The organism is Nocardia sp. NPDC004582 (genome assembly GCF_053602115.1).
This window is the reverse complement of sequence record NZ_JBSGCY010000010.1, coordinates 49590-74899: the sequence shown is the minus strand read 5'-3', so window position 1 is coordinate 74899 and position 25310 is coordinate 49590. Positions and strand designations below refer to the sequence as shown.

The 25310-nt window shown below is 67.3% G+C and carries 28 protein-coding genes; 8 read left to right on the top strand and 20 right to left on the bottom strand.

Annotation, left to right across the window (positions count from 1 at the left end; genetic code table 11):
* The 5 genes from ACWELJ_RS05500 to ACWELJ_RS05480 all read right to left on the bottom strand — a co-directional run bounded on the left by ACWELJ_RS05500 (position 1) and on the right by ACWELJ_RS05480 (position 3364).
* A complete protein-coding gene (locus ACWELJ_RS05500) occupies positions 1 to 870 on the bottom strand; it encodes a TIGR03619 family F420-dependent LLM class oxidoreductase (protein ID WP_452364966.1) in 870 nt (289 codons plus the stop codon).
* Positions 871 to 1088: 218 nt separating this feature from the next.
* Positions 1089 to 1325, bottom strand: coding sequence for a hypothetical protein (locus ACWELJ_RS05495; RefSeq protein WP_452364965.1), 237 nt, complete (start codon positions 1323 to 1325; stop codon positions 1089 to 1091).
* 71 nt (positions 1326 to 1396) lie between these two features.
* Positions 1397 to 1969 (bottom strand): dihydrofolate reductase family protein, encoded by a 573-nt coding sequence (locus tag ACWELJ_RS05490; RefSeq protein WP_452364964.1) that lies wholly within the window; start codon positions 1967 to 1969, stop codon positions 1397 to 1399.
* Between the two features lie 46 nt (positions 1970 to 2015).
* The gene (locus ACWELJ_RS05485; protein WP_452364963.1) at positions 2016 to 2750 is read right to left on the bottom strand and encodes an SRPBCC family protein; all 735 of its coding nucleotides are present in this window, start codon (positions 2748 to 2750) and stop codon (positions 2016 to 2018) included.
* A gap of 2 nt (positions 2751 to 2752) precedes the next feature.
* Positions 2753 to 3364 (bottom strand): ArsR/SmtB family transcription factor, encoded by a 612-nt coding sequence (locus ACWELJ_RS05480; RefSeq protein ID WP_452364962.1) that lies wholly within the window; start codon positions 3362 to 3364, stop codon positions 2753 to 2755.
* A gap of 455 nt (positions 3365 to 3819) precedes the next feature.
* On the opposite strand from ACWELJ_RS05480, the gene ACWELJ_RS05475 reads away from it, so the two are divergent.
* Positions 3820 to 4263: a roadblock/LC7 domain-containing protein gene (locus ACWELJ_RS05475; protein ID WP_452364961.1), complete on the top strand. Its 444-nt coding sequence runs from the start codon at positions 3820 to 3822 to the stop codon at positions 4261 to 4263.
* Positions 4264 to 4321: 58 nt separating this feature from the next.
* Positions 4322 to 4693 (top strand): hypothetical protein, encoded by a 372-nt coding sequence (locus ACWELJ_RS05470; protein WP_452364960.1) that lies wholly within the window; start codon positions 4322 to 4324, stop codon positions 4691 to 4693.
* Between the two features lie 57 nt (positions 4694 to 4750).
* Here the strand turns inward: ACWELJ_RS05470 and ACWELJ_RS05465 are convergent, their stop codons facing one another.
* The 7 genes from ACWELJ_RS05465 to ACWELJ_RS05435 form a co-directional block, all read right to left on the bottom strand.
* Positions 4751 to 4882 (bottom strand): hypothetical protein, encoded by a 132-nt coding sequence (locus tag ACWELJ_RS05465; RefSeq protein ID WP_452364959.1) that lies wholly within the window; start codon positions 4880 to 4882, stop codon positions 4751 to 4753.
* A 190-nt stretch (positions 4883 to 5072) separates the two neighbouring features.
* Positions 5073 to 6023, bottom strand: a complete 951-nt coding sequence (locus ACWELJ_RS05460; protein ID WP_452364958.1) for a hypothetical protein — start codon at positions 6021 to 6023, stop codon at positions 5073 to 5075.
* Positions 6024 to 6330: 307 nt separating this feature from the next.
* The gene (locus ACWELJ_RS05455; protein WP_452364957.1) at positions 6331 to 7560 is read right to left on the bottom strand and encodes a site-specific integrase; all 1230 of its coding nucleotides are present in this window, start codon (positions 7558 to 7560) and stop codon (positions 6331 to 6333) included.
* Between the two features lie 68 nt (positions 7561 to 7628).
* The gene (locus tag ACWELJ_RS05450) at positions 7629 to 7841 is read right to left on the bottom strand and encodes a hypothetical protein (RefSeq protein WP_452364956.1); all 213 of its coding nucleotides are present in this window, start codon (positions 7839 to 7841) and stop codon (positions 7629 to 7631) included.
* A gap of 162 nt (positions 7842 to 8003) precedes the next feature.
* The gene (locus tag ACWELJ_RS05445) at positions 8004 to 8804 is read right to left on the bottom strand and encodes a HugZ family pyridoxamine 5'-phosphate oxidase (RefSeq protein ID WP_452364955.1); all 801 of its coding nucleotides are present in this window, start codon (positions 8802 to 8804) and stop codon (positions 8004 to 8006) included.
* A 36-nt stretch (positions 8805 to 8840) separates the two neighbouring features.
* Complete coding sequence (gene dinB, locus ACWELJ_RS05440; protein ID WP_452364954.1) at positions 8841 to 10070, bottom strand: DNA polymerase IV; 1230 nt, start codon at positions 10068 to 10070, stop codon at positions 8841 to 8843.
* 43 nt (positions 10071 to 10113) lie between these two features.
* Positions 10114 to 12120, bottom strand: coding sequence for an ArnT family glycosyltransferase (locus tag ACWELJ_RS05435; protein ID WP_452364984.1), 2007 nt, complete (start codon positions 12118 to 12120; stop codon positions 10114 to 10116).
* 93 nt (positions 12121 to 12213) lie between these two features.
* On the opposite strand from ACWELJ_RS05435, the gene ACWELJ_RS05430 reads away from it, so the two are divergent.
* Positions 12214 to 13443, top strand: a complete 1230-nt coding sequence (locus ACWELJ_RS05430; RefSeq protein WP_452364953.1) for a serine hydrolase domain-containing protein — start codon at positions 12214 to 12216, stop codon at positions 13441 to 13443.
* 1 nt (position 13444) lies between these two features.
* On the opposite strand, the gene ACWELJ_RS05425 is transcribed toward ACWELJ_RS05430, so the two are convergent.
* Both ACWELJ_RS05425 and ACWELJ_RS05420 read right to left on the bottom strand, forming a co-directional pair.
* The gene (locus ACWELJ_RS05425) at positions 13445 to 14089 is read right to left on the bottom strand and encodes a DUF5602 domain-containing protein (protein WP_452364952.1); all 645 of its coding nucleotides are present in this window, start codon (positions 14087 to 14089) and stop codon (positions 13445 to 13447) included.
* A 356-nt stretch (positions 14090 to 14445) separates the two neighbouring features.
* Positions 14446 to 14796 carry a hypothetical protein gene (locus ACWELJ_RS05420; RefSeq protein WP_452364951.1) on the bottom strand — a complete coding sequence of 117 codons (351 nt, stop codon included), beginning with the start codon at positions 14794 to 14796 and terminating at the stop codon, positions 14446 to 14448.
* A gap of 122 nt (positions 14797 to 14918) precedes the next feature.
* On the opposite strand from ACWELJ_RS05420, the gene ACWELJ_RS05415 reads away from it, so the two are divergent.
* Together ACWELJ_RS05415 and ACWELJ_RS05410 are read left to right on the top strand one after the other, a co-directional pair.
* Positions 14919 to 15857 (top strand): MerR family transcriptional regulator, encoded by a 939-nt coding sequence (locus ACWELJ_RS05415; RefSeq protein ID WP_452364950.1) that lies wholly within the window; start codon positions 14919 to 14921, stop codon positions 15855 to 15857.
* 2 nt (positions 15858 to 15859) lie between these two features.
* Positions 15860 to 16189: a thioredoxin family protein gene (locus tag ACWELJ_RS05410; RefSeq protein ID WP_452364949.1), complete on the top strand. Its 330-nt coding sequence runs from the start codon at positions 15860 to 15862 to the stop codon at positions 16187 to 16189.
* Between the two features lie 16 nt (positions 16190 to 16205).
* Here ACWELJ_RS05410 and ACWELJ_RS05405 read toward each other — a convergent pair whose 3' ends face one another.
* The gene (locus ACWELJ_RS05405; RefSeq protein ID WP_452364948.1) at positions 16206 to 16922 is read right to left on the bottom strand and encodes a MerR family transcriptional regulator; all 717 of its coding nucleotides are present in this window, start codon (positions 16920 to 16922) and stop codon (positions 16206 to 16208) included.
* Positions 16923 to 16981: 59 nt separating this feature from the next.
* Between ACWELJ_RS05405 and ACWELJ_RS05400 the strand changes: the two genes are divergently transcribed.
* Positions 16982 to 17428: a DUF6194 family protein gene (locus ACWELJ_RS05400; RefSeq protein ID WP_452364947.1), complete on the top strand. Its 447-nt coding sequence runs from the start codon at positions 16982 to 16984 to the stop codon at positions 17426 to 17428.
* A 371-nt stretch (positions 17429 to 17799) separates the two neighbouring features.
* On the opposite strand, the gene ACWELJ_RS05395 is transcribed toward ACWELJ_RS05400, so the two are convergent.
* Positions 17800 to 18483, bottom strand: a complete 684-nt coding sequence (locus tag ACWELJ_RS05395) for a TetR/AcrR family transcriptional regulator (protein ID WP_452364946.1) — start codon at positions 18481 to 18483, stop codon at positions 17800 to 17802.
* A 109-nt stretch (positions 18484 to 18592) separates the two neighbouring features.
* Between ACWELJ_RS05395 and ACWELJ_RS05390 the strand changes: the two genes are divergently transcribed.
* Positions 18593 to 19615, top strand: a complete 1023-nt coding sequence (locus ACWELJ_RS05390; RefSeq protein WP_452364945.1) for a hypothetical protein — start codon at positions 18593 to 18595, stop codon at positions 19613 to 19615.
* Positions 19616 to 19784: 169 nt separating this feature from the next.
* On the opposite strand, the gene ACWELJ_RS05385 is transcribed toward ACWELJ_RS05390, so the two are convergent.
* Together ACWELJ_RS05385 and ACWELJ_RS05380 are read right to left on the bottom strand one after the other, a co-directional pair.
* Positions 19785 to 20153 carry an antibiotic biosynthesis monooxygenase family protein gene (locus tag ACWELJ_RS05385; protein ID WP_452364944.1) on the bottom strand — a complete coding sequence of 123 codons (369 nt, stop codon included), beginning with the start codon at positions 20151 to 20153 and terminating at the stop codon, positions 19785 to 19787.
* Between the two features lie 51 nt (positions 20154 to 20204).
* On the bottom strand, positions 20205 to 20705 hold the full coding sequence (locus ACWELJ_RS05380) for a DUF2871 domain-containing protein (protein ID WP_452364983.1): 501 nt from the start codon (positions 20703 to 20705) through the stop codon (positions 20205 to 20207).
* A gap of 156 nt (positions 20706 to 20861) precedes the next feature.
* Here ACWELJ_RS05380 and ACWELJ_RS05375 point away from each other — a divergent pair, with 156 nt between their 5' ends.
* Positions 20862 to 21485 carry a TetR/AcrR family transcriptional regulator gene (locus tag ACWELJ_RS05375; RefSeq protein ID WP_452364943.1) on the top strand — a complete coding sequence of 208 codons (624 nt, stop codon included), beginning with the start codon at positions 20862 to 20864 and terminating at the stop codon, positions 21483 to 21485.
* Positions 21486 to 21943: 458 nt separating this feature from the next.
* Here ACWELJ_RS05375 and ACWELJ_RS05370 read toward each other — a convergent pair whose 3' ends face one another.
* Positions 21944 to 23602 carry a methyltransferase domain-containing protein gene (locus ACWELJ_RS05370; RefSeq protein ID WP_452364942.1) on the bottom strand — a complete coding sequence of 553 codons (1659 nt, stop codon included), beginning with the start codon at positions 23600 to 23602 and terminating at the stop codon, positions 21944 to 21946.
* A complete protein-coding gene (locus ACWELJ_RS05365; protein ID WP_452364941.1) occupies positions 23589 to 25229 on the bottom strand; it encodes a pyridoxal-dependent decarboxylase in 1641 nt (546 codons plus the stop codon). The genes ACWELJ_RS05370 and ACWELJ_RS05365 overlap by 14 nt, the downstream gene beginning before the upstream one ends.
* Positions 25230 to 25310: the final 81 nt, after the last annotated feature.

Here is a 25310-nt window from a genome sequence, read left to right as displayed (position 1 = left end):
TCAGAGCGCCGCGATGATCGCGGCCGCGTACTTTTCGATCTGTTCGATCCGTTGATCGAGGGTGCGCTCGTCGGGGCCGCTCTCATGAACGCCCCGGAAGCCCACCACCACATCGGTGACCCCCGAATCCGCCAGGCGTCGCACGCCGTCGACCGTGAACGCCTCCCGCGACGCCGCGAACGTCCGAAACTCCTTCTCCGGAGCCAATTCCCGCCGCAATTCCCGCAGTCGGCCGAGGAGCCGCTCCAGCTCCTCATTGCTCCCACCGGCACTCATCCAGCCATCGCCGCGCACCACCGACCGCCGCAACGCCGCCTCGCTGTGCCCGCCGATCAGGATCGGCAACGGCTGCGCGGGAACCGGATTCATCTCGATCTCGGGAATGTCATAGAACTCCCCGTGGAACTGGAATGCCCCGCCCCCGCACAACCCGCGAACGATATCGATGCACTCGTCGAGCCGCTTCCCGCGTTTCTCGAAGTCCACGCCCATCATCGTGAAGTCCTGCGGCCAGGGACTGATCCCCACTCCCAGCGACAACCGGCCACCACTCAGCGCAGCCACCGACGCCGCCTGTTTGGCGACCAGCACCGGCGGCCGCACCGGCAGCTTCAACACGAAGGGAGTCACCTCCAGCCTGCTGGTCGCAGCGGTCACCGCGGCCGCCAGCACCAACGGCTCGATGAACGGCTTCCCCCGCAAGAACTCCCGCGTGCCATCCTCGGTATACGGATACCGCGCATCCGACTCCGACGGATAGGCGAGACTGTCCGCCAAACACATGCCGGTGAATCCGGCCGCTTCGAGTGATCGCGCCAGCGGGAGCCAATGGGCTGGGTCGCCCGCAGCCTCAGCGAAGTGGAATCGCACGTCGGTCGGACCTCCTGGATGGCACTGTGACAGGTGCCACCACCATCACCCGCCACCCCGGGTTCCTCACCGCGCAGTCTCAGCGACCGGGAACGGCGACCTTGTCGCGGCGGCTCGCGATCTGGAGGACATCGCAGGGCCGGCTCTCGGACCAGGGCACGAAAGTCCCCGTAGGTCGTGTCGGCCGGCTCTTCGATGGTGCGAGCGCCAGCGGCCAGTCAGACGAGCTCAACTTCGTCGAAGCGGACGGTGAAGGTATGTCGGCGTTCGCGGAGCACACCGCCTTCGCGATGGACGATGCCTTCGGCGAAGTCGATGCGGAGTTCTTCGCGGTGGTGGTCGACGGTCCGGACCACGCCGCAGATTCCGGACAACGGTCCGGACGGGAAGTACACGACATCGCCCGGTCCATATTCGCTGAAGTCCACGGGGTCAGCGTAATCGCGGATGATCATCCGGGACGGTAAGAAGCGTGCGGGCCCGGCGGATCGAATCCACCGGGCCCACGTTCCGCGATCGGGAACGGTCAGCGCACGACGTCGAAGACGTTCTTCTGAATCCCGTTGGCGTAGGTCTGGGACTCGACCAGCTTCAGCTTCTGGACATCCTTGTCGGTGTCGGAGAACAGGCGCTTGCCGGCGCCCAGCAGCAACGGGAAGACCAGCAGGTGGTAGCGGTCGATGAGGCCTGCGTCGGAGAGGCCGCGGTTGAGGGTGGCGCTGCCGTGGACGATGATCGGGCCGCCCTGGGTGTCCTTGAGCTTGGCGACCTCGTCGATGGACCGCAGGATGGTGGTCTCGCCCCAGTTCGACACCAGGTCGTCCGCTTCGAGGGTCGTGGAGACGACGTACTTCGGCATCACCTTGTAGCCGGCGAAGTCCTCCATGTCCGGCCACACCTGGCTGAACGCCTCATAGCTGGTGCGGCCCAGCAGGATCGCCGTCGATTCCCCCTGCTCGCGGCCCTTGATCTCGTAGGCCTCGGGAACGAAGTCGATGTCCTTGAAGGTCCATCCGGAGTTCCGGTAGCCGGGTTCGCCGCCGGGGCCCTCCACGACGCCGTCGAGGGATACGAAGGCGGAGCTGATCAGGGTGCGCATGCTGTTCTCCTTGATAGGTGGTGCACAGGGTGATGGTCGTGTCGGTTCAGCGCATCAGGCCGGTGAGCCAATGCTGCCAAGCGGTTTCGGCTCCGTCGGTATCCGGTCCGAACAGGTGGTGGAACATCAGGGCCAGACCCGTGGGGGCCTGGTGGAAGGTGTAGAGGCCGTCGGCGGTGCGGATCTCGAACCGTTCGTCGTCGGCCCACACCACCTCGCCGTCGATCGGCGGCAGCCCGGCCGGGGAGGCGTGCACCGGCGCGCCCGCGACGAGCGGGGTCGGCAGCAACAGGGCCTCGCTGAGCGCGTCCCGCACCGCCCGGCCGGAAGTGCCTGTGGCGACACCGAATACGGGCACCGCGGTCCGCCCCGGGAAGTACCGCAGGTATTCGCGCAACGTATTGAGGTGGAAGGGCCAGCCCCGCCGCAGCGCGTCGTATTCGTCCTGCCAGTCGTCGCCCAGTACGCCGCTGTGCACGACGCGCAGCACGGTGCTGCCGCCCTCGCGGCCTTCGATCAGATACTCGAAGGCCATGAACCGCCCGTCCTCGGCGGTCCCGGTGCGGGTCGCGAGCCGTTTGCCGGGCTCGTACGCGGTGATCACGGCTTCTTCCCGCTGCCCGCCGGTCTCCATGGCCGAGATCCCGCCCACGCGCGCCTCGATCTCATTGCGCCCCATGAACCAGGAGTCGACCCCCGGCCCGGTCGCGATCGCGTCCCACACCTGCTCGGGGGTGGCGGGCAGCTGCTCCTCGAGTTCGATCTCGAATGGATGCCCCATTCTCAGTTCTCCTGTTCTGCTGCGGTTTCGGTGGCGGAGTCGGGAATCTGATGCATTCCGACGATCACCCGGTGGGTGCGGCCCCCGGCGGCTGACTCGTCGTGATAGCGGCTCACCAGCGTTGCCACCGCGGCCGCCAGTTCCTCCGCGAACGCCGCCCGATCGGTCGCGGACGCGAACCGCACCTGCGCGTCGATCCCGAACGTCGCGACCCGCCGCTGCGCCCGCGCGGCCCCGCTGAGCAACGCCCCGACCTCCTGAACCAGCCGCGACCCCAGCGCCAGCAGCCACCGCGCCGACAGCTGATCAGGCGACCGCGCCGGATCGGGACTGACCGCCCCCAACGCGCTGGGCGAAATGACGTAAGACGCTGCCGTAGCGCGGTATACACGCTCGGTGACGTTCCCCTTGCGCCGTTCCTCCAGCAACTCGACCAGCCCGTGCCGGGCCAGCTCCTTGAGGTGGTAGTTGATCTTCTGCCGCGGCAACCCCAGCCGTCCGGCCAGCATGGCCGCCGACCCCGGTTCGGCGAGCGCGGCGAGGATCCGAGACCGGATCGGGTCCAGGGACGCCTCGGCCGCGGCGGGTTCTTCGATCACTGCGACGTCGAGCATGGCTCAACCTTCGCACCGACAAATTATTTTGTCAAGACAATCTGAGTTGTCGGCGAGAGATGGGTGCGCCGCACTTGGACTGGTCGGTTGGATTTGAAATGCCTGGGCGCACAACGTGTTCGCGCTCGCATCGGTCCACGATTTGTTGCTGCGCATACGCCGACGCCTCGCTATTCTGGATGGAGCCGAAGGCAATCTGGTGAGACCATCAGCGCTCCAAACGTTTCGGATCGCTGAACGTTGCGCGTCGTGCTATTTGTGTTCGCTGGTCCAAGTCGCAGTGGGTCCGGAACATCGTCCCGTCAGTGGCGAAACGGAGTCCACCGGTGATCGCGCAGTGGCATGACGCGTTCGGCTCGAGATCGATCGACACGCGCACCTGACACCCGACTGGGACGGGCACGTCCATGCGCGCGTCAGCTCAGAGGTTCCCGCCGACAGGAGGAGACGAGCCCATGACGATCACGCACGAAGACATCGCCCCGACCGGTCCGGGCAGCGGCGTTCGCGTCGAGTCACCGCACGCGGGGTCGGCGGACGGCGACCTCGAGGCCCACCTTCGCACGCTCCGGAGACGCCTCCCGCATCTGATCGGCTCCGCCGTGGCCTCCTGCGACGGACTGCTGCTGGCCGACGATCTGCCGAACTCCATCGAGGCCACCGGCATCGCGGCACTGACCGCGGCGCTGTTGTCGGTGTCGCTGACCTTCGCCGCCGCGGCACACGGCGCCGACCTCAACGAGGTCGTCCTCGACAGCGGCGTCGGTGATGTGGCCATCTACCGCGCCGGTCCCACAGCCTGCCTGGCCCTGCTCACCGACTCCGACGCCACCTTGGCCCGGGTCCATCTCGAAGCCCGCCCCGTGGCCCGTGCCATCGCGGCGACGCTGGCTCGCTGACACAACTGACCGCACCCGAATTCCACTGATCGCGGATACCACTTCGGAAGGGAGATCCATGTCGAATCTGGATGTGGCACTGAAGGACATGATGACGATCGACGGGGCGCTCGGCGCGGCGGTCGTCGACTACAGCAGCGGGATGACCCTCGGCACGGCCGGCGGATCCCGGTCCCTGGACCTGCAGCTCGGCGCGGCCGGCAATACGGAGGTGGTCCGCGCCAAGATGCGCACCATCGAACAGCTCGGTCTGGACGAGGGCATCGAGGACATACTCATCACCTTGACCGGCCAGTATCACCTGCTGCGCCCACTGAGCACGCACCTGGCGAACCGGCTGTTCCTGTATCTCGCGCTCGACCGTGTCCGCGGCAATCTCGCCCTGGCCCGGCACCAGCTCCGCAAGATCGACGAGGAACTCGAGATCTGACTCGGCCTGTTCGCTACACGGACGAACCTTGCGGCTCGGGTATTCGACGAGGCCGGGTCAGAACCCATGTCCGGTCAGCAGCTGGAACGGCATACTGAGGAACATCAAGGCCACGAACAGGGGGTAGCGGATCGGGTCGCCGCTGAGGTAGCCCTCGGACAGCCAATTCATCAAGTCGGTGGAACCCATGACGCGTCTCCCTCGGTGGTCAGCATTTCCGTCCGGAAGTGAACGTATCTGCCGGACATGTCGATCGCGTGGGTCCCGTTGTTACGGATGAATTTTCGTCGGCTACCCGCCTGGCACTCGATCACCGCAATTCGGCTGCGGCTGTCGACCTGTCCCCACCGGAGGGCGGCAAGAGATTCGCGCTGACCTGTCAGGCGACCGACTTCATGCCCGGCAGGGCCTGCACGTAGCGAGCGCCGGTCTCGGATTGGTCGGGGCGGCCGAGGCGGATGAGCGCGTGCGGGTAGGCGCACTCGTGCAACAGCGTGTCGCGTAGGCCGGAACGGACTTCGGGAACCTTCATGGTTTGCGACAGCAGCGAGCTGGCCAGGCCGTTGCGGGCGGCGGTCAGCAGGATGGAGCTGGCCGCCTCTCCGGCGTTCAGATGGGAGATCGCGTCGTCGGAGGGTGTGCAGAGGATCAAGAGCTCCGCCGAGTCGGGGGTGCGATCGTCGAACGGGTCATCGGGGTTCGGTGCGGACGAGAGCGACGGGCGAGCCGAAGCCCAGGTGTGTATCTCCGGCCTGGCGGTCAGGTCGCGCTGATCGATTCGGGCCGCGACGCCGGTGAGGAAGTCCCCATAGTCGGTATTGCGATCGGCCGCGGTGCGATAGACGCTGGACAGGTGGCGGCGCAGCCCGTCGGGCACGTGCCGGGCGGCGGCGCGAGTGCCCGCGGCGCTACCGCTGATGGAACGAATCAGGTTGGGCGGCATCGCCCACGGCCGGAATCGATTGTGCTGGAACTGCCGCTGAAAGATCGCGCCCGCCAAGGTGATCTGATCCCGATCGGCCGTCGCCGGCGCGAGATGAAGAATCGCAAGATAATTCGTGTCCAACGGATCCGGCAGCCGCACGGCGGCGGAGGACCAGCCGAAGGCGGTCAGCGCCGTCCGCAGATGATGCAGCGCCGCACCGTGCCCGAGCATCCGCGCGCGGTGCGCGGCCGGATCGACGATCCCGGAAATCGGCGCGTCCACGATCCGAATATGCATGGACGCGCCATTCATCCACCACATCCACGGCTGGCCGCCGTTCATCAATGGTGCTTCTCGCGCCATTTCCAGCGCGGCCCGAATTGTTTCCTCCGACGGTGCGGTCATCAGTCGCATGACTATGGATTCCTGTTGCTCTGTGGCCGTCGGCGGAATGGTGCTGCCGCGGCGGCGGAAGGCATCGGCCCGGCAGTCGATCCGGGCCCAGACAATCTGAAACGAATCTTCGTCATACATAAGACCAGCTCACGGCCGGTGACGTCCACCTACGGTGACCTCGGTCACCGGCCGAAACCGGTGTTTTCTCATTCAACGAGTTGCGCATCACAGAATCCGCGCCATGTATTCGCCGATGGTTATAACCGGCGATGGCGACTCGGAAATCGGAACCCGGGCCCATGCGGTCCGGCAGCCGCTAGAGCCCGAGTTTGGTGACGGCGTTGTCCTCGAGCGGGTTCGCGGTGCGGATGTAGCCGTGCACGGTGCGGGGGTTGGACCAGCGGCCCTGGCGCATGATTTCGCGGTCGCTCGCGCCGCCCAGGGCGGCTTGGGTGGCGAAGCCCGCGCGCAGGGAGTGGCCGGAGAAGAGCGTGGGGTCGAGACCCGCGCGGGCGGCGTAGCGCTTGACGAGTTCGGCGACCGCACGGCCCGACATGGCGGTCGTGGCGAGCCCGCCGTGGCGCGAAATGGACGGAAACAGCGGCAGATCCGGGTCGGTGAGCGTGGTGCCGGTGAACCCGTGGCAGCGGTGCAGGTTCGGATCCGGTGCGGGCGCGGTGCGCAGCCAGGTGCGGAGATCGCCGGCGGCGTGCGCCTCCCGCAGCCGGGTCCAGTCGGCGTAGGCGCACACCGGGCAGGTGTGCGGGCGTTGCCCGCGGGGGAGTGCCACCCGCTGTTCGCTGACGCCGGTGGCATCGGTTTTGGTGGCGGGCAATTGAATCAGCAGTAGCGGTTCACCGGTGGTGTGGTCGGTGGCGACGCTGACGTCGGTGACCAGCAACGCGGCGATCTCACTGCGCCGCAGCGCTCCGGCGAAGCCGACCAGCAGCAGCAGGGTGTCGCGGCGGCGGGCGGGTTCGGTGGGCCACTCGGCGGGCGGAAGCTCGCCCAGCAGCTGGTCGAGGGTGTGCAGCAGGACCGGCCGCTTGCGTTTCGGGCGGCTGCGGCGGGTGCGTCGCATACCGCGCAGGGTCAGGCGCACCACGTCCGAGCGGGTCGGTGAGGGCAGGCCGTTGGCGGCGTGGACCGCGGCGATCGCGGCGGCCTTGCGTTCCAAAGTGGCCGCGCTGAACGCCCATTCGCCGTTCTCCCGCCGCGCGTCCGCGGCCGCGGCCAGGTAGACGGCCACATCCAGGGCGTCCGCGGGTAGGGCCTGCCGCGATTCGGCCGCGCACCATGCCGCCCACGCGATCCAGTCGGTCCGGTAGGCGCGCAATGTGTTCGCCGACTGGGAGGCTTCCAGATACCGGCGCAGCGATTCGGCCTGCCCGTCGTCGAACCGGTCGCGTACCAGCCGCAGCGCCGCCGCGTCGACCAGCACACTGCGCACGCCGCGCCGCAACTCGCCGCGCACCTCGTCGGGTACCGCGATCACCGCGGACTGATCCCCGTGCGGAGGTGCGCTGCTCTCGGTCGGTTCCGGCATGTCCTCGACCCTAGATCGCGGGGGCGTTCTCGTTGCGGCAGACCCCGTTTCGCGTGTCCGGCCTCGGGTCAGCGCTGCGACCGCCACGCCGCGTCGGGCTTCGGCAGCGGCCAGGACCAGCCGTGCCGGACGCGCAGCTCGAGCAGTTGCGCGCGGCGTCCGCACGACTGCTCGGTCTCGCCGTCGCCTTCGACGCAGTTGCGGTGTGTCCACAGCATGGCTTCGACAGTGCCCGACAGACGCATGGCGTCATGCTCGGGCATCCGATGATGCGTGAGCACAGACGGACTGTCCGACATGGCCCAATCATCCCTCACGGATCGCGGACTGTCGTGCGGTCTGAACGTCTTCCCAGCGTGGGACGTTGCCAGGACGTGTATTCGCTGGTTGACCGCCGGTCCGGCGACGGCCCGCCACCAGGGTTCGGTCCCGGGTGCCCGGTGTCATGCCACCGGCTTCGACGCCCGCGCCAATTCGACTGTCGCCGCACGTAATTCGGCGATCGCGTGGATGGGTTCGAGGTACCCGATGCGGGTCACGGCGATGCCACGCGGCGTCGTGACCCGCAGATCAAGTCCGAACCGGTCGGCACGTTCACAAACGGCGGCCGTCGCGTCCGGATACCCGCCCCGGGCGTGCGCCATGTCGAGCAGCGCGTCGGCATGGTCGTCATTGAGATGGGCGATCGCCCGCGCGGCGGCCGGAATGATCGGATCGGCTTGGGCCGCCGCGTATTCCTCGGCGGTCGCCGAATCCATCCGGCCGTAGCCGCCGACCCAGCGGGCCCGCTGCACCCGCAGCACCCACACCGTGAAATCACTGAAGTCGATATAGGTCTTGGCGGCCGGAACGGCGGCCAGATGCGCCTCACGCGCGGCCGCGGCTTCATCGCCGTCGGGCCGCACGGCGATCCCGGCCAGCGTCAATCGCGTTCCCGCCAGTGGATCTTCGGGTAAATCGGGCGTGACGATGGAGACGCTGGCCCGAGGATCGGCCGCCAGATTGCGGCCGTGCTCGGCCATCCGGGACACGCACAGCACCGGCTGCCCGTCCAGCAACCCGTACGTGACGAAACTCGCCCAGGGTCCGCCATCGGAGGACAACGTCGCCAGCGTGGCCGTATTCGTCGCCGCGGCAACCGTTCTGGCCTCATCGGCCGCGGTCGGACGGGTGGTGTTCACGATCGGGGTCAGCGGCGGGGGAGTCGAGGGAGCGTCGCCGGGGTCACCGTGGTCGAGAGCCATGCGTCACAGGCTACCCGCGTCATCGAACGCGACCGATCAGTCGGGAAGGATCGGCACCGACAGGCCCTCACCCTTGCGCAGCAGCGCCGCCCGCGTGACCGTGCCCGCGCCGAATCGATCCCGCAGCGCGTCCAGCGTCGAATCCAGCGTGGACTCCGCGCGCGCTTCGAACGGCAACGACAATTGCATGCTGTCGGCCCGATCGAGATTGGTCAGGGTCAGGCCGATGAGCGTGAGGCCGCCGCGCTCCTTGATCAGGGGCAGCGCCGCGTCCAGCAGCGTGCGCGCCGCCCGCAGAATGGTGGCGCCGCTGTCGGTGGCCTCCGGCAGGGTGTGTGAGCGGGTGGCGCGGGTGAAGTCGTCGAAGCGCATGCGCAACACAACTGTTCGGCACACCCGGCCGGCTTTGCGCAGCCGGTGCCCGAGCCGATCGGCCAGCCCGTGCAGATACGCCTCGAGCTCCTCGTCGCTGCGGTACCGCCGCCCCATGGCCCGTTGTGCGCCGATCGAGCGCCGCCGCCGCCCGGTGTCCACCCGTCGCGGATCGCGCGCCCACGACAGCGCGTGCAGGTGCCGGCCGACGCCGGGTCCCAGCACCGCGGCCAGGGGCCCCTCGCCCATATCCGCGAGCTGGCCGACCCTGGTGATCCCGCGCTCGCGCAACTCCCGGGCCGTCACCTCGCCGACGCCCCACAATCGCTCCACCGGCAGCGGATGCAGGAACTCCAGTTCCTGATCGGGCGAAACCTCCAGCAGCCCATCCGGTTTGGACACCGCACTCGCCACCTTGGCCAGGAACTTGGTCCGGGCGACCCCGACCGAGATCGGCAAACCGACCTCCGCCCGCACCCGTTCGCGCAGTCCGCGCGCGATATCGACCGGACTCCCCGCGATCCGCCACAAGCCCGCCACGTCGAGGAACGCCTCGTCGATGGAGATGCCCTCCACCTCGGGCGTGGTGTCCCGGAAGATCTCGAACACCGCCTTGCTGGCCTGCGAATACGCGGCCATGCGCGGCGGCACCACGATCGCGTTCGGGCAAAGGCTCAGCGCCTGGCGCAGATTCATCGGCGTCCGCACCCCGAACGCCTTCGCCTCGTAGCTGGCGGCCAGCACCACCCCGCCGCCGACCAGGACCGGTCGGCCGCGTAGTCGCGGATTGTCCCGCTGCTCCACCGAGGCGTAGAAGGAGTCCAGGTCGGCGTGCAGGATCGCCGCCCGCTCGGGACGCTCCCGCCTGCTCGACATCGATCCGGACACGAACATATGTTCGCATACCCATCGGTCTGATGTGTGCGGGGCGGCCGAATCAGTGCGGGTGCACGGTCAGGTCGTAGACCGCCATATCGCCGAAGTGCCGGGTCACCGTGTAGTGGGCGGTCACCCAGTCGAGGATCTCCTTGTTGCCCGCCGGGCGCCAGACGCCCGGGTGCGCTGTGGCAGCCGGGTCGGCAGGTTGGGGATCGACTCGCCAGGAGTCGGGCAGCTTCACCTCCGGAACCAGGTAATAGGTGACGTCGTGGTCTCCGACCAGGGTCTGGAACTGCGCGAGCGTGGGGACCGGATCCTCGGAGGTGAAGCCACCGATGGCGAGGACGGGTGTGCGGCTGGCCAATTCGAGTCCGGCCGCCGGGGCGGAACGGTCGATGGCGGCCGACCACTTGGTATCGGTCTGCTGGAGCAAGGCCACCAGCTGGGGGTCCGCCTGTCCGCCCATCAATGTCGAGAGCTGGCGGCGGAATTGATCGGCGGGGCCGGACGGTTTCGGGCGGGCCGGGCCGACGGTGGGGCTGCCGCCGGTATGGGATTGCGGGAAGGTCGCGGCGGCATACGCGGTGGAACCGGCCAGCGCGGCCAGGGCTCCCGCGATGAGCAGGGCCGTGGTCGCGCGTGGACGTTCCCGGCGGGCGGCGGGCGGAAGCGACAGGACCAGCAGTGCCAGGGCGACGATCGTCGTGGCGGCGAGAATGGTCCAGCGCAGCCACGGCTGCCAGTCGGAATTGCGTTGCAGCAGGACGAAACCCCAGACGCCCGCGGCGAGGATCAACGCCGCGGCCCCGACCCGCCCGAACGCTTCGGCACGTCGACGCCACACCTCGTGCGCGCCGATCGCGACGCAGCCCGCGATGGCGGGTGCCACGGCCAGCGTGTAGTAGGCGTGCATACCCGCCTTCATCCCGGAGAACAGCGCACCGTCGATCACCAGCCACAGCCCGAACACCAGCGCGGAGCCACGGATCAGGTCGGTGCGCGGACGCCGCCCGCGCGACAACACCACCAGGGCGAACGCGACCAGCGCCGCGGGCAGCAGCCAGGAGATCTCGAACCCGATCTCGCCGGTGAACATGCGGTCGGGGCCGGACCCGAAGCCTCCGCCGCCGAAGCCGCCTTGCTTCAACGCCTCCGGAATCTGATAGCCCTCGGGCAATTCGAAGGGATTCTTGCTGCTGCCGCCCATATGGTTCTTGCCCAGGTAGCGGGCGAATCCGTTGTACCCCAGCACCAGATCCATGAACGTGTTGTCCTTGGACCCGGCCAGATACGGGCGCGAGTCGGCGGGCCACAGGATAGTCAGCAAGACGAACCATCCCGACGACACGATCAGCGCGCCCAGAGCGGCCAGCGAGTGCAGCAGGCGAGCGCGAAGGGTCGCCGGGGCGGCGATCACGTACGCCGGCCCCAGCGCGGGCAGCACCATCAGCCCTTCGAGCATCTTCGCCAGGAACGCGAATCCCAATGCGACACCGGCCAGCACGATCCAGCGCAGGCTCGCCCGCGGCAGGGCACGCACCGTGCAATACGCGGCGGCGGTCATGAGCAGCACCATCACGGCGTCCGGGTTGTTGAACCGGAACATCAACGCCACCACCGGCGTCACCGCGCACACGACGCCCGCCAGCAGTCCCGCCCCGCGGTTGCCGGTCACGCGAACCACCGACGCGTACATCAGCGCCACCGCGCCGACCGCCATGATTGCCTGCGGTGCAAGCATGCTCGCGCTGCTGAATCCGAACAGCTGCCCGGACAGGCCCATCACCCACTGCGAGACCGGCGGCTTGTCGACGGTGATGAAGTTGCCCGGATCCAGCGACCCGAACAGCAGCGCCTTCCAATCCCGCGACCCGGACCACACGGCCGCCGCGTAGAAGTTGTTGCCCATCCCGTTGACGCTGATGTTCCACAGGTAGGCGGCCGCGCTCCCGAGGAGCAGCACCGCCAGGGCGATCCGCTCCCAGCGTCGGGCGGGTGCGAGGCCGTCCGGTTTCGCGGTCGGCGGGACGGTCGGTTCGGACGGGGCCAGCTCGGCGATGGTCACGCTCACCGCGGGAGTGTGTCCTTCCAGGCGGTGAACACGCTGGCTCCGAGCTGGGAGCTTCCTGGGAACCAAGATCTCCCTATGCTGGTTCGCATGACCCCTCCGATGACGGCGCTGGTGCGGATCGACCCCGACCTCGACGCCGTGACCACGATCGGTCCCGAGTCCGACCCCGCCGACGCGGGCCTCCCGAGCGGCGATATCGAGGCGATCTGGCGGTCCGTGCAGGACTGGTATCGGATGGGCACCACGCCCGCCATCCAGGTGTGCCTGCGCCACCGCGGGCACATCGTGCTGAACCGGGCCATCGGCTACGGCTGGGGCAACGCGCCCAAGGACGCACCCGATGCCGACAAGCGGCTGGTGACTCCCGACTCGCCGTTCTGCGGATTCTCCACGGCCAAAGGCGTTGCCGCGGCGGTGATGTTCATGCTCATCGAACAGGGCGCGTTCGCCGTGGACGACCGGGTGTGTGACTACGTCCCCGAGTTCACCAGCCACGGCAAGGACCGGATCACCATCGGCGACGTCATGTCCCATTCCGCGGGCGTCCCCTTCATCACCCCTCCCTATCGCGGCTCCGACCTGGTCCTCGACGAGGAGCTCGCCGTGCGCGGCCTCGCCGATCTCGTTCCGAGCTGGCGGCCCAACCGTTTCCGCGTCTATCACGCCATGACCGGCGGCCTGATCCAGCGACTGCTGGTCCAGCGCGCCACCGGGCGGTCCATGCGCGACCAGCTGCGCGAGCAGGTCCTCGAACCGCTCGGCTTCCGCTGGAACAACTTCGGCGTCCGGCCCGAGGATGTCGACAGCGTGGTCCCCAGCGTGCGGGTCGGTCCCGGACCGTCGAAGGTGTGGCGTCACCTCGCCGGACGTGCCCTGGGCGGCGGACTGTCCGGACCCACCGACGAATCCGCGGCCCGCGCCTTCCTGACCGCCGAACTGCCCTCGGGCAATCTCGTCACCACCGCCACCGAGCTGTCCCGCTTCTACGAAATCCTCGCCCGCGGCGGCGAACTCGACGGCGTGCGGATCATGCGGCCGGAAACCCTGGCCGCGGCGACCGGCCCGGCCCGCTGGCTGCCGGGCGTGGCGGGCCGGGTATCGGTGGCGGGCTACGAATTGGGCGCGCGCCGTTCCAAATTCGGCCCCGACACCGGCTCCCATTTCGGCCGCAGCGGACTGACCACCCAGTACGGCTGGGCCGATCCGGCGCGCAGCCTCGCGGGCGCGATCCTGACCAGTGGTAAAGCCCAGGCCGACATGGATCGCCCGTCGCGGTTGGTCGCGCAGGTCTCGACGGCGATCCGGCCCGAGCGCTGACTCAGGTCGCGTCGTGGTGGGTCAGGCCGGTCAGCGCGATGCTGTAGGTATCGGAATCGACGTGCACCCCGTACTTCGTGGGGAAGTAGCCCGTCTTCTGGAAGGCCGTGGGCTGCTTGAGATCCTCGATGAACGACGGCTTCGTGAGCAGGTAATCACGCGACATCATCGGCTCGATGAAGGTGTACTTGCCATTCCAGGAGCCGTTGATGAGGACCTGCGTGAAGTGGAACCGGGCCGGATCCATCGGCACCGTGCCGTCGGCCCAATGCACGCCCATCATCGGAATCGTGGAATCCGGGACCTGCACGTAATCCTTCGGAATGTACTGCGCGGCGGGCGCCTTGGCCGCCGCCAGCGTGTAGCCGGGATCGGCGGGATCGATGGCGTGCAGCGCGGCCATATCGGTCATGAAGAAATGGAAATCGAAATGCGGCACGCCGAACAGCGGCTTCGGCTCGTGCCCCTGCGCATTCCAATTCACCATGACGAGGTCGAAATCGGTGGTCGCGGCCTGCTTCGGAAAGCTCAGGCTGACGGTCAAAGGCTGGTCGGGAGCGGGGTCCACGGCCGGTAACCCGTCGAGCGCGCTGCTGGTGAACCGCAATCCCACCTCGGACGGATGACCCTCTCGATCAAGAATCACGTAGGTCCGGATCGTGCCGTTACCCAACGATTGAGGTTGCCCCTCGAAGGTTCCCGACCGATCGGACTCGGTGCTCGACGAGCATCCCGCGACCAGAACCGCGGTCCCCACCACAACGCCTGCGAAGCGAGCGCAGCCCCGCGCCCGTCTGAAACGCGATGAATTACCCATGACCGTCCCTCTGCCGTCGGTTATGGCTGGCAGGGAAACCGGAAATGGGCGCATTACGACCGGCCGCACACTCCGCGGCCGTCCATCGACTTCGCGCCAAGGCGGCTGCGCGAGCCAGCGTCAGGTGTCATTGATAACCGAGTAATCGCCGGTCCCGCCCACCGCGTTATCCACGTCGGCCGGGTCTAACTACCGGCCGCCAGGGCCGCGCGAGTGGCGGCGAACCATTCCTGGGTGCCGACCAGGCCGGCGGCGATGTCCTTGCGGGCGCCGTTGAAGCCGTAGAGGTTGCCCGCGTAGCGGGTGAGTACGGAGCCCTCGTGCTCTTCGAGTTCCTCGAGCAGCGCGGTGTCCTGGAGGAGGTAGGCGACGTCGGCGAGTTCGGTGGGGGACCATGCCTCGCGGTAGTCATCCCAACCGTGCTGCTTGACGGCGCGGGCACGCTCGACGAGGGTCGCCTGCAAGGCGGCACGGTCCGCGTCGGTTGGCTGTCGCGATTTCAGGTGGTTCCAGTCGATCCGTTCTGCGTCGGCCATTCGCCCATTGTCGCATCGCGGGATTCACGCTCCGCGCCATGGCGGTGGCGCCGCGTGGCCCACAGAGCCCGTGCCCATCCGGGTTGACCTTGCCCCTAGGGGCAGCATTTAGATTCGGCGTCATGCGGATTGGTGAACTCGCTCGTCTGGCCGAAGTCAGTCCGAAAGCGATCCGGCGGTACGAGGCGCTGGGGCTGGTGGCTCCGACCAGGCGGGCGAACGGGTATCGCGAGTACGACGACGACACGATTCGGCTGGTGCGCGAGATCCGGGTGCTCAATCGGCTCGGGATTCCGGTGGAGGAGACCCGACCGTTCCTGGACTGCCTGGTGGCGGGAAGTGAGCACGGTGACGACTGCCCGGAATCACTGGCCGAGTATCACCGGGCCATCGACGATCTGACCGCACAGATCGAGGCGCTGACCACGCGCCGGGACGGGTTGATCCAGCGATTACGCGAGGCCGCGTATCGGCGCAGCGAGGTCGTTCCGGGCATGGACGATCTGATGACGCTCCCGGCCGATCTGGTGGCGCCGATCGACGATGGCGCGGCCGCGCACCTGCCCGGAACGCGCGTGCCCGCGATGCAGATCGACGACTCCGACGGCGAGCGAATCGATCTCGCCGCGCTGGGTCCGGGACGCACCGTCATCTACCTCTACCCGCTGACCGGCCGACCCGACGCCGACATTCCGGCCGGCTGGAACGACATCCCGGGCGCCCGCGGCTGCACACCCCAGGCCTGCGGCTTCCGGGACCACTACACCGAGCTGCGGGCGGCGGGTGTCGACCGGCTGTTCGGCCTGTCCAGCCAGACCACGCGCTACCAGCATGAGGTCGTCACTCGCCTGCGGCTGCCGTTCACGATGCTGTCCGACCCGGACTTCCGCCTGGCCGGCGCACTCTCGCTGCCGACCTTCGATTTCGACGGCACCCGCCTCTACAAACGACTGACCCTGGTCATCCGCGACGGCGTGATCGAGCACGTCTTCTACCCGGTCTTCCCGCCGGACCGACACGCCGCCGAACTGCTGCGCTGGCTCCACCATGAGGAATCCTGACCATGACCGAGATAGCCCACGTCACCGACGAGACCTTCGAACGACAGGTACTGGCCCGCAAGGGAACCGTCCTGGTCGATTTCACGGCCGAGTGGTGCCCGCCCTGCCACATGATCAAACCGGTGCTCGCCCAGATCGCCGACGAACGGGCCGACACCTTGACCATCTACACGCTCGACACCGACGAAAACCCCACGGCCGTGCGGGATTACCAGATCATGTCCCAGCCGACCCTGCTGCTCTTCCGCGACGGTCACCTGCTCCGCACCCTCGTCGGCGCCCGGTCGAAGACCAAACTCCTCGCCGAACTCGATGCCGCGCTGCAAGGCTAGGTCCGAAGCGGCAGGGCTAGGTCCGAGACCGTAGAGCATGGAGCTCGGCAGCGCCGTCGAGCAGAGCCAGCGAACGGGATTCGATGCTGGCATCCCGGACCGCCAGCCGCTCCAGCACCTCGGTCCAGCGGCGGGCGCCCCGGAATTCGGCCATGAGGATGCCCAGGGCTGGAATCCAGTATCCGGCACGCCGGAGCTGATGCACGATGCGCGCATCACGGACGTCGGCGGGCGCGTAGACGCGCGCGTCTCGGTGAACGGCTCGACCCGGAGTGACCAATCCTGTTGCATCCCAATGCCGCAACGTCGAAGGGCGAATGCCGAGAGCCGCGGCGAGCTCGGAGACGCTCATCGAGTCCGAACCACGGACCTCCGCGATGGGTTCCTCGCTGATGTGGCCGACGGCGACCCGGGTCGCCTCGAGCTCACGGCGTTCGGTGTCGAGGCCGGCGTGCGCGGCATCGAGCAGCGTGAGCATGCGGGCGGGGGAGTCGTGATGGGCGGCGCGGACGATCTCCTTGGCCGGCACGGGTCCGGTTCCGGCCGCGAGCGCGCGATAGGCCCGAGCCGACACGACATGAACCCGGTCGTAGACCCGGTACCCGGACAGAGTCCGCGTCGCGGGCGGCAGCACGCCATCCCGTTCGAGGTTGCGGATCTGCTGAACCGAGTACCCGGCCCGCCGCGCCACATCGGCGGTCCGCAGACCAGCGGAGTTGCGACTTTCGCTCACCTCACCTCGGCTTTCCGAGCCCAAGTCTCCACAAGCACTTCGGGTCCACGATAGAACTCATGGATATCGAGGAGATCACCGAGTACATCGAGTCCCTGGGCGGCGTCCTGACCCTCGCGCCCGACCCGGCCAGCGAATACCCCGAGATCGCCTGGGGCGACAGGTTCTTCTACTACGCCCCCGACGGCCAGATCCCCACCCGAACCCAGCCCTTCGCCACGATCATCACCAAGGACTACCCCGACGACACGACCTCACAGCTGTACCGTCCCGGCATCTTCCGCCTCAACATCAGCGCCGGGCGGGAAGCCTTCATCGCCCACTTGGGCCACACCCCGCGCGAAAGCCCGGACCACCCGCGCGACCCCGCCCAAACCGATGCCCTCGTCGCCCACCCGGTCTACGCCGGCGCCGCCTGGCTATCGGTCATCAACCCCGACACCACGACCCCGGCGGTCAAGGAAGTACTGGCCCTCGCACACAACCGTGCCCGGGCTGCCCAATGAGGGGATGCCCCACCCCCGAACTCCGACGAACGCACCGTCAGTGACGAATTAAGAAGGCTCCTCACTAGCCAGCTCCACGATGACTGCTTCGACGCTCCGGTGGGGGAGTCGCGAAATCGCGTGGCCCAGTGGCAAAGCCCCTATTGCGGTGTTCCGATCCATCAGACTCCGGCGATTTCTGCGGTGATCAGCGGCGCCGATTCTGACCAAGTTCGCGCGGTCGCCGGGCACCTCGCCCGCGGGCATGGCAGGCACGATCCTCGGTTACGACCATGCCGAACGGGTTCTGGCCGACTATCTGTCGTATGTCGAGCGGATGGGGCCGGATCCGTGTCGGCACCGGGAGGTGTTGGATACGTCGGCCGAAGCCGCTAGGAGTGAGCGTGATCCGGACCATGACCGGGCGACGTACGTTCTGTGGAACCTGCCCTGACATCCGCGTCATCGAGCGCGGGCCCGAGCGGGGCGAGTGCGGCGCGCAGCAGATCGGGCAGCGAACCTGACACCACGACGAAGCCTGCGATGGCGGTGCCGGTGGCGGGGCGCAGCCAGTGTTCGAGTGCGACTCGAATGGCGGCGGCTACGCCCGCCGCGAGCACCGGGGCGGTGAATTCGTCGACCGCGCCCAGGCGTTCGGCGATGGCGGCGGCGAGGGGTTTCGAGATCGCGTCCGTTGTCCCGAGGAAGACTTCGCGGAGCGTCGGATGTGTGGTGACCAATAGCAATGCGTCGCGGCTGGTTTCACCCGGGTCGGTGTACTCCGCCAGGACGGCGTCGAGGATCGCGTCCGCGAGACGGACTTCCGGGGCCCGGGCGGTGACGGCTGCGGCGACCCGGGCTTCTCGTTCGCCGGTGACGGCCGCGACGATCGCCTGGTCGCGGCTGGAGAAGTAGTTGTTGTAGGTGCGCGGTGAGACGCCGGCCGCCTCGGCGATGTCCTCGACGCGCACGTTGTCCGGTCCCTGTTCGAGGGCCAGTCGTAGTGCGGCTTCCCGGAGCGCCTCGCGGGTGGCCTGCTTCTTGCGCTCGCGCAATCCTGCCGGTCGCGTTGTCACGATCGCGATCCTGCCATACAAAGGTGCGTGTACGAAATATTGCGTGCACGCACGTTTTGGGGTTAGCCTGGCGTCGACCGAACCTCCGGATCGACAGAAGGGATCGCACATGCGAGCCAAGGGAATGACCTATGACACCGGATTCATCGCGAACGGCAACACGTCACGACAGGACTTCGACCCCGAGGTGGTCCGCCGGGAGCTGGAAATCATCCGAGACGACCTGCACTGCACGGCCGTTCAGATTGTCGGAAGCGATGCCGACCGGCTCGAACTCGCGGCCCGGCATGCCGCGGAACTGGGCCTCGAGGTGTGGTTCTCCCCGTACCCGCTGGAACAGACCGCTCCCGAGATCCTGGCCTTGTTCGCGGATTGTGCGCGAAGGGCCGAGCGGCTGCGACTGACCGGGGCCGAGGTGGTGTTCGTGACGGGAGTCGAACTGAGCCTGATGAATCGGGAGTTCCTGCCGGGCGACACCGTCTGGGCGCGGCTCGAATTCCTGCTCGGCGACCCCGACACCCGCGGTGAGCGATTGACCGAGGTCATCGCTCGTCTCGACAGATTCCTCGAGGAGGCTGTGGCAGTGGTGCGTGAACATTTCGGAGGCAAGCTCACCTACTGCGCTATCCCGTTCGAACGGATCGACTGGACCCCCTTCGACATCATGTCGATCGAGCTCATCCGCTCCGCCGAGGTGGCCGACCAATTCCGGTCCGGAGTGCGCGACCTGGTCGCCCAAGGAAAGCCACTGGCGATCACCGGCTTCGGCACCGCCACCTGGCAAGGCGCGGCCGATATCGCGCCGCGCAGCAACGAAATCGTCGAATACGACACCACCGGCGCCCCGATCCGCTTGTCGGGCAACTTCGTCCGCGACGAGCCCGAACAAGCCGCCTACCTCTCCGAACTACTGGAGATCTTCGACACCGAAGGCGTCGACAGCACCTTCGTATTCCTCTTCGCCCTGCACAGCCACCCCCACCGCCCCGACGGCGACCCCCGCGACGACCTGGACCTCGCCAGCCTCGGCATCGTCAAAGTCCTGGAGAACAGCTACGGCGACACCTACCCGGACATGCCCTGGGAACCGAAGGAGGCCTTCGCCGCAGTCGCCCAGTCCTACACCGCCTGAAACCCTGGCCCTCGATTCTCATCTGATCCTGTACAGACAGCGCCCCGGGGCTAGCCTGCGGCAGTGATGGATGCCCCGCGCGGAAGAGTGGGATGCCGTCATACGGCTCGACCGCGGACCTTGCTGGGGTGGGCTGGCGTTTCGCGCACCCCAGGGATCCGGGTGATGGTCACGCGCCGCAGATTCCCTCGACGGCGAGCTTCTGGAATGCCGTTGGGTAGGTGATGATTCCATCGGGGTACTTGGCTGCGCCCTGGAGGAACTCGGGGTTGGAGAGGGCGGCCAGGAGGGCTGCGGAGGATTCCCAGACCGCGATATTGGCGAAGAGTTGGCTGCCGCCGAATCCGCGGTGCATTTGGGTGGACACGAAGCCGGGTTGCGACTTCATGAAAGAAGCGTCGTCCGTCCAGGTCGTCAAGAAGTCGTCGACCAGTTCGGCGGGGACGACGAAGGTGTTGATGACGGTGATCGGGCCGGTGTTCTCCTGGAGCTGGACGGGGAGCGGGACGGTGGGGTCCAATGCCTGGAATTGGATCATTGGTTCATCCTTTCGTTTCGACTTCATTCGTAAATCTGGTGTGACCGTGCGTCATACGCGGACGGGTTCTTCCTGACGGGCCGTCGCCGGGCGGTACAGGCAGACGAAGAACAGGGTGAATCCGATGGTCAGGAGGATGTGGCCGCCTCCGGACAGGTGAGCCAGCACCCCGCTCTCGGACTGGCCCTTGACGGTTCGCATACCGATCAGAGTCATGCATGTCACCGACCACAGGACACCGGTGTTGTACGTCCAGAAGAACCATCCGTACATCCGCTGCGAGGAAAGCGCGAACTGCTTGTCCAAGGCCAGAACAATGAGAAAGAACAGCGTGCCGAGCGACAAGAGGTGCGTGTGCGTGACCGCGAGTTCGGTCTTCCCGGTGAAATTGTGGGACTTCGTGAAATCGCGATAGAACAGCCCGGACAGCAGTCCGAGCACGGTGTAGAACGTCGCCGCGAAGTAGAGCTGTTTCATCGAGTTCCTTGTCGGAGTGTGGGTGCCGGCCTTCCCTGGGCGTCTGCCCGGTCCTTGCGGCCGGTCGGCCATCATGACGATCACCACTCTAGAACAGATGAACAGTAAATGGAACAGTGTTCTAGAAAGTGGAGTATCGATCGCATAGACTCGATGTAGTACGAGCACATCGACCCTGGTGGGCTCGATACGCTGACTGACCGCAGGTGTGGTCGATGACAGGAGGAGTAGATGTCGGCGGAGCAATCCGGCGTGGTTCGCTTGCGTGATCGACGTGAGCAACTGACGCTGCGGGTCATCCTGACCACCGCCCGCCGGCTCTTCGCCGAGAGCGGATACACGGGTACGTCGATTCGGCAGATCGCCCGGGAGGCCGGCGTCGCACCGCAAACGATCTACTCGCACTTCGGCTCCAAGGCCGGAGTGCTGCGGGGACTGATCGACCTGCTCGAGGAGGAAGCGGGATTGATCGACCTGCGGGCCGAGTCCGAGCACCTCGACGACCCCACGGAGCTGATCCGGATCCTCGCCCGAGGAAGCCGGCAGGTCCGCGAGCGCTGCGGCGACATCCTCACCCTGCTCCACTCCGGCGCCAGCATCGACGCGGATATCGCCAATGCCAGGGCGGAAGCCATGCGCCGCAACCGCGTCGAGATCGACGCGGTCATCGCGCAGATCCGCGACGCCGGTCGAAAGCTCGACCCCAACGCCACGGACGTCGCGGTGTCCTTGATGACCGACGACGTCTACCACAGCTTGGTCACCGAGTCCGGTTGGACGCCTGAGGCATACGAGCAGTGGCTGACGAACACACTCGCACTCCTACTGTCGCACTCGCATCCGGAAGCGGGCTGAGCGTTCAACCGGCCTCACCTCACCTCACCTCACCAATAGTGATCGCGTCGATTCGATGACGCGATCATCTGAAGAGAAGCATCGGCGGCACCATCTGGGACTACGAGCACGCCGAACAGGTTCTGTCCGATTACCTCTCGCATGTAGGCGCGGCTCGCGCCAAATCCGGATGGCCTTGGAACGGATGGCAAGGGCGAACACGCCGACCTGCCCCTCAGCTCCGGCCGATACCGCAGGTCACTCCACCCCAGATCGCCACCGTGTTGCTGCAGGCGACCCTCAGCCACAAATCAGCAACACCCTAAGGAACTTCGCACCTTCTACGACTCACGACGGTCGGCGATTCCAGACACCGAGGAGTGCCTGCCCGCTCGTGCCCGGGCGACAACAACACCCAGGTCGCCGGCAAATCGCCGCGTTGGCACCGGATTCCGGCCGGTTGCGCCACTACACCCGTTTCACCATCGGCGTTGGCGCCAGGCGGCGAGGTCGGGGCGTTGGGCGCCTAGAGTGGTGCTGGGGCCGTGTCCGGGAATGACGACGGTGTCGTCGTCGAAGACATCGAAGATGCGGTGTTCGATGTTGTCGGACAGGGTTTCGAAGGCGTGGGTGTTGCCCCAGGTGGTACCGATGCCACCGGGGAACAGTGCATCGCCGGTGAACAGATAGTCTGGCTGATTCCCGCCGGTGCCTCGTAGGGCGAGGACTATCGACCCGGGAGTATGGCCGGCGACGTGAATGACGTCGAGGCGGCACGCGCCGAACTCGATGGTGTCGTCGTGGCGGAGCGGGTCGGCGGCAACGCCGAGCGCGCGCAGATCGTTCTCGTGGGCGAGACATCGGGCGCCAGTGGCGGCGGCGACCTCCGAGAGGGCCTCGAAGTGGTCCCAGTCGCCGTGTGTGGTGACGATTGTGTCGAGGCGCCCGGCGGCCGCGGCCAGTAGATTGTCGGCCTCGGCACCTGCGTCGATGAGTAGCCGTGCTCCGGTGCGGTGGCATCGCAGCAGGCAGGCGTTGGTGCGCAGAGGGCCCACCGGGATCACGGTGAGGGTGGCGTGTTCGAGGTGGTGGATTGTCGCGGTGCCGGATTCGACGCGGCGTTCGTGGTCGAGGCGGGTGAATTCCAGGGTGCGGTAGCAGCCGAGGGTGAATTCCTCGGTCAGTTCGAAACCGTGGCGGCGGGCGTAGTCGAGGATGTCGGTGCGCAGGGCGGGGTGACCGGGCGGGCGGCGTAGGGCGAATCGCAGTTCCATAAGCTCCTGGTCGGGGCTGCCGGTACGGGACAGGACATGGGCCAGGATGAACGCACCGCCGGGTTTGAGCAGTCGTGCCGTGGTTTCCCACAGCATTTCGGGTTTGTCCAGGAAGTGGTAGCCGCCGACGATCATGGCGCCGTCGAATCCGCCGGTGGGCAGGCCGGGCAGGGGGGCATCGAGGTCGGCGCACAGCACCGCGATGTGCGGGTTGCCTGCGGTGCGCGCGGCGGCGAGTTCGGCGAAGTCGGTACTGATTTCGACTCCTACCAGGCGGGTCTGGGGATCGTCGCCGAGCGACTCGGCCAGTTCGATCAGGCCGTGCCCGAGCCCGCACGCCAAGTCCAGTAGGTGCGGGCCGCGGACGGCGAGGCGGGACACGGCGTGCAGACGGGAGAAGCGGTAGTAGGGAGCCTGCAGCGCTTCCTCCCAGAGTGGGAGATTGGCGTGGTGGAAACCGGCGCCGGTGGCCCCGTCGTGATGCAGTAGCTCGTCGACCAAACCGGCGAAGTTGTCGAAGTCGGGGTAGTCCTCGAGTCGGGGCTTTCCGATCGCCGCGCACATCAGGTTCGGGTCGGGGACGAATTCGGGGGTGCGCGGTGCGGCCACGTAGCGGCCTTCGCCGTCGAGGTGCAGTGCGCCCCAGCGCGTCATGGCCGTCAGGAACAGACCGGCTTGCCAGGTGCGGTCCGCGCCGATCCCGGCGCGACGAGCGAATTCCTCGGTGGTGAACGGTTCGGCCGAGCCGAACAGCCCCTGCGCGTAGGCCGCGCGGCTGACCTGGTCGTAACAGGCGCCGCGGAACTGTTGTAGGGCACGTTCCATCCGGTCGAGCCCGGTGTCGAGCAGGTCATCGTGCGGCATCGAATTCCGCCTTCCGGGTTACCAGCGCATGGACCGCAGCGCCGAGGTGCTCCTCGGCGATCAGCGGGCTGACGGGATAGAACTTCAACGCGACCACCGGTTCGCCGCACGCCGCCATGCGGTATGCCGCACAGAAGGAATACAGCACCCCCGGTGCGCCCTTCTGCATACGGGTGCGGTTGTCCCATTCGAAAAACGCTGTCACGTAGGCGTTTTCCATCCGCACGTGGTCCGCGGAGCCGGGGCCTTCGGCTGTCAGTACATCGAATTCTCGCGGAGCTCCTGGTGGCCGCGGCCGCAATGCGGTGTGGTAGCCGAGCGAGCTGGGGTTGAGCACCGTCCAGTCGTCGTGTGCGCCGATCAACTCCCGTAGCCGCCGCGCGCCGCCGACCAGGTCCGTCAGGATTCGGGACACCCCCTCGGCGCCGAGCGCGTGCAGCGCCGCCAGCGCCGCCAGCGCTTTGTCTGCCGCACGCGCGGTTTCCAGGGTGTGATCGATATTCGTGACCACGTCCGAACGCGGGCCGACGTATCCCACGTCCACATCACCGTCCAAGCGTGCCAGGTCGGCCGCGTCGTTGAAGAGGACACAACTGGAATCCAAAGCCACACAACCGGGTCCCTTGTGGAAATCCACACCCCACGAGTCGGCGAACCGCACCGCGCTGATCCGGTGAAACTGTTCGGTCAGCGCCGCCACGGTGGCATCGTCGGCGCCCCACCGGCTCGGATCGACGCCATCGATTCCCACACATAACCACGCCCAGCCGATCACCGCGTCGACGTGCAGGTGGGGCCGGTACGGCAGCCGATATTCGACCGTCAACCGGTCCCGCAACGCCGCGAAGCCCGCGATGTCGTCGACAGTATGGTCGAGGGTGGTCCCACCGTTCACCATGATCCCGGCGACACGGCCACCGCCGTCGAGAATCCCACGCAGCACCGTCTCCGCATGGCCCAGATCGCCGCGCCCGTCCCGCCCTTCGGCCACGACCAGCACCCGCGCGGATCCGATACCGAGCCAATCCGCTGCGCGCACCGCTGCGAAATGCGCATTGGCCACCGTCACCACGACCGCGTCCGACGGTGTGCCTTGTCGCGATGCGTTCGGGACCGCCTTCGCCAAACCGGCTTTCAACCCATAGAGCACGGTCCCGGTGCCACCGAAGGTGAACAATGCCCGCGTCCGCTGCGGATGTGTGCCCGCCAGCTCGGCCATGATCCGCCCGACCGCCTGTTCGGCCAGCACCGCGTTCCCACCCTGATCGGAATTGATCAAGTTGATGTTGATGGTCGCCGCCAATGCCTGCACCGCTGCCGACACCGCGTTCACTGCCGATCCGATGTTGTGCTGCGCCTGCGGGCTGCGCCAATTCACCGCTCCCGCAAATAGATCCGCTACCAGCCCACGCGTCAATGCTTCCGGACAAGTCGACGGTTCGACAGGGAGACGGCCGTACTGCCGCAGCAGCCGGTCCCGCGACACCACATCAGTCGGGCCGGCCACTCGCGGCGGACCACCGCCATCGATCAAGATCCCCAGATCGGACAGCCCAGCCGCATACAGATCCAACAGCTGCTGACGACCCCACAAGCCGGAGAACCAGCTGTTCGCTTCCAAATCCACCATTCGTGCACCCGCGACGTCCACCCGACCCCTCGCATACCCGTGCACCGCCCGAGATGTGGCGGTGAGTCCCGAAACAGC

Coding starts and splice junctions, on each gene's coding strand:
- ACWELJ_RS05385 (WP_452364944.1), bottom strand. CDS start 20,153: ATGATCCAATTCCAGGCATTGGACCCCACCGTCCCGCTCCCCGTCCAG.
- ACWELJ_RS05415 (WP_452364950.1), top strand. CDS start 14,919: ATGCGGATTGGTGAACTCGCTCGTCTGGCCGAAGTCAGTCCGAAAGCG.
- ACWELJ_RS05480 (WP_452364962.1), bottom strand. CDS start 3,364: ATGCTCGACGTCGCAGTGATCGAAGAACCCGCCGCGGCCGAGGCGTCC.
- ACWELJ_RS05445 (WP_452364955.1), bottom strand. CDS start 8,804: ATGGCTCTCGACCACGGTGACCCCGGCGACGCTCCCTCGACTCCCCCG.
- ACWELJ_RS05380 (WP_452364983.1), bottom strand. CDS start 20,705: ATGATGGCCGACCGGCCGCAAGGACCGGGCAGACGCCCAGGGAAGGCC.
- ACWELJ_RS05390 (WP_452364945.1), top strand. CDS start 18,593: ATGCGAGCCAAGGGAATGACCTATGACACCGGATTCATCGCGAACGGC.
- ACWELJ_RS05460 (WP_452364958.1), bottom strand. CDS start 6,023: ATGACCGCACCGTCGGAGGAAACAATTCGGGCCGCGCTGGAAATGGCG.
- ACWELJ_RS05475 (WP_452364961.1), top strand. CDS start 3,820: ATGACGATCACGCACGAAGACATCGCCCCGACCGGTCCGGGCAGCGGC.
- ACWELJ_RS05465 (WP_452364959.1), bottom strand. CDS start 4,882: ATGGGTTCCACCGACTTGATGAATTGGCTGTCCGAGGGCTACCTCAGC.
- ACWELJ_RS05490 (WP_452364964.1), bottom strand. CDS start 1,969: ATGCGCACCCTGATCAGCTCCGCCTTCGTATCCCTCGACGGCGTCGTG.
- ACWELJ_RS05485 (WP_452364963.1), bottom strand. CDS start 2,750: ATGGGGCATCCATTCGAGATCGAACTCGAGGAGCAGCTGCCCGCCACC.
- ACWELJ_RS05495 (WP_452364965.1), bottom strand. CDS start 1,325: ATGATCATCCGCGATTACGCTGACCCCGTGGACTTCAGCGAATATGGA.
- ACWELJ_RS05375 (WP_452364943.1), top strand. CDS start 20,862: ATGTCGGCGGAGCAATCCGGCGTGGTTCGCTTGCGTGATCGACGTGAG.
- ACWELJ_RS05400 (WP_452364947.1), top strand. CDS start 16,982: ATGGATATCGAGGAGATCACCGAGTACATCGAGTCCCTGGGCGGCGTC.
- ACWELJ_RS05455 (WP_452364957.1), bottom strand. CDS start 7,560: ATGCCGGAACCGACCGAGAGCAGCGCACCTCCGCACGGGGATCAGTCC.
- ACWELJ_RS05420 (WP_452364951.1), bottom strand. CDS start 14,796: ATGGCCGACGCAGAACGGATCGACTGGAACCACCTGAAATCGCGACAG.
- dinB (WP_452364954.1), bottom strand. CDS start 10,070: ATGTTCGTGTCCGGATCGATGTCGAGCAGGCGGGAGCGTCCCGAGCGG.
- ACWELJ_RS05370 (WP_452364942.1), bottom strand. CDS start 23,602: ATGCCGCACGATGACCTGCTCGACACCGGGCTCGACCGGATGGAACGT.
- ACWELJ_RS05410 (WP_452364949.1), top strand. CDS start 15,860: ATGACCGAGATAGCCCACGTCACCGACGAGACCTTCGAACGACAGGTA.
- ACWELJ_RS05470 (WP_452364960.1), top strand. CDS start 4,322: ATGTCGAATCTGGATGTGGCACTGAAGGACATGATGACGATCGACGGG.
- ACWELJ_RS05430 (WP_452364953.1), top strand. CDS start 12,214: ATGACCCCTCCGATGACGGCGCTGGTGCGGATCGACCCCGACCTCGAC.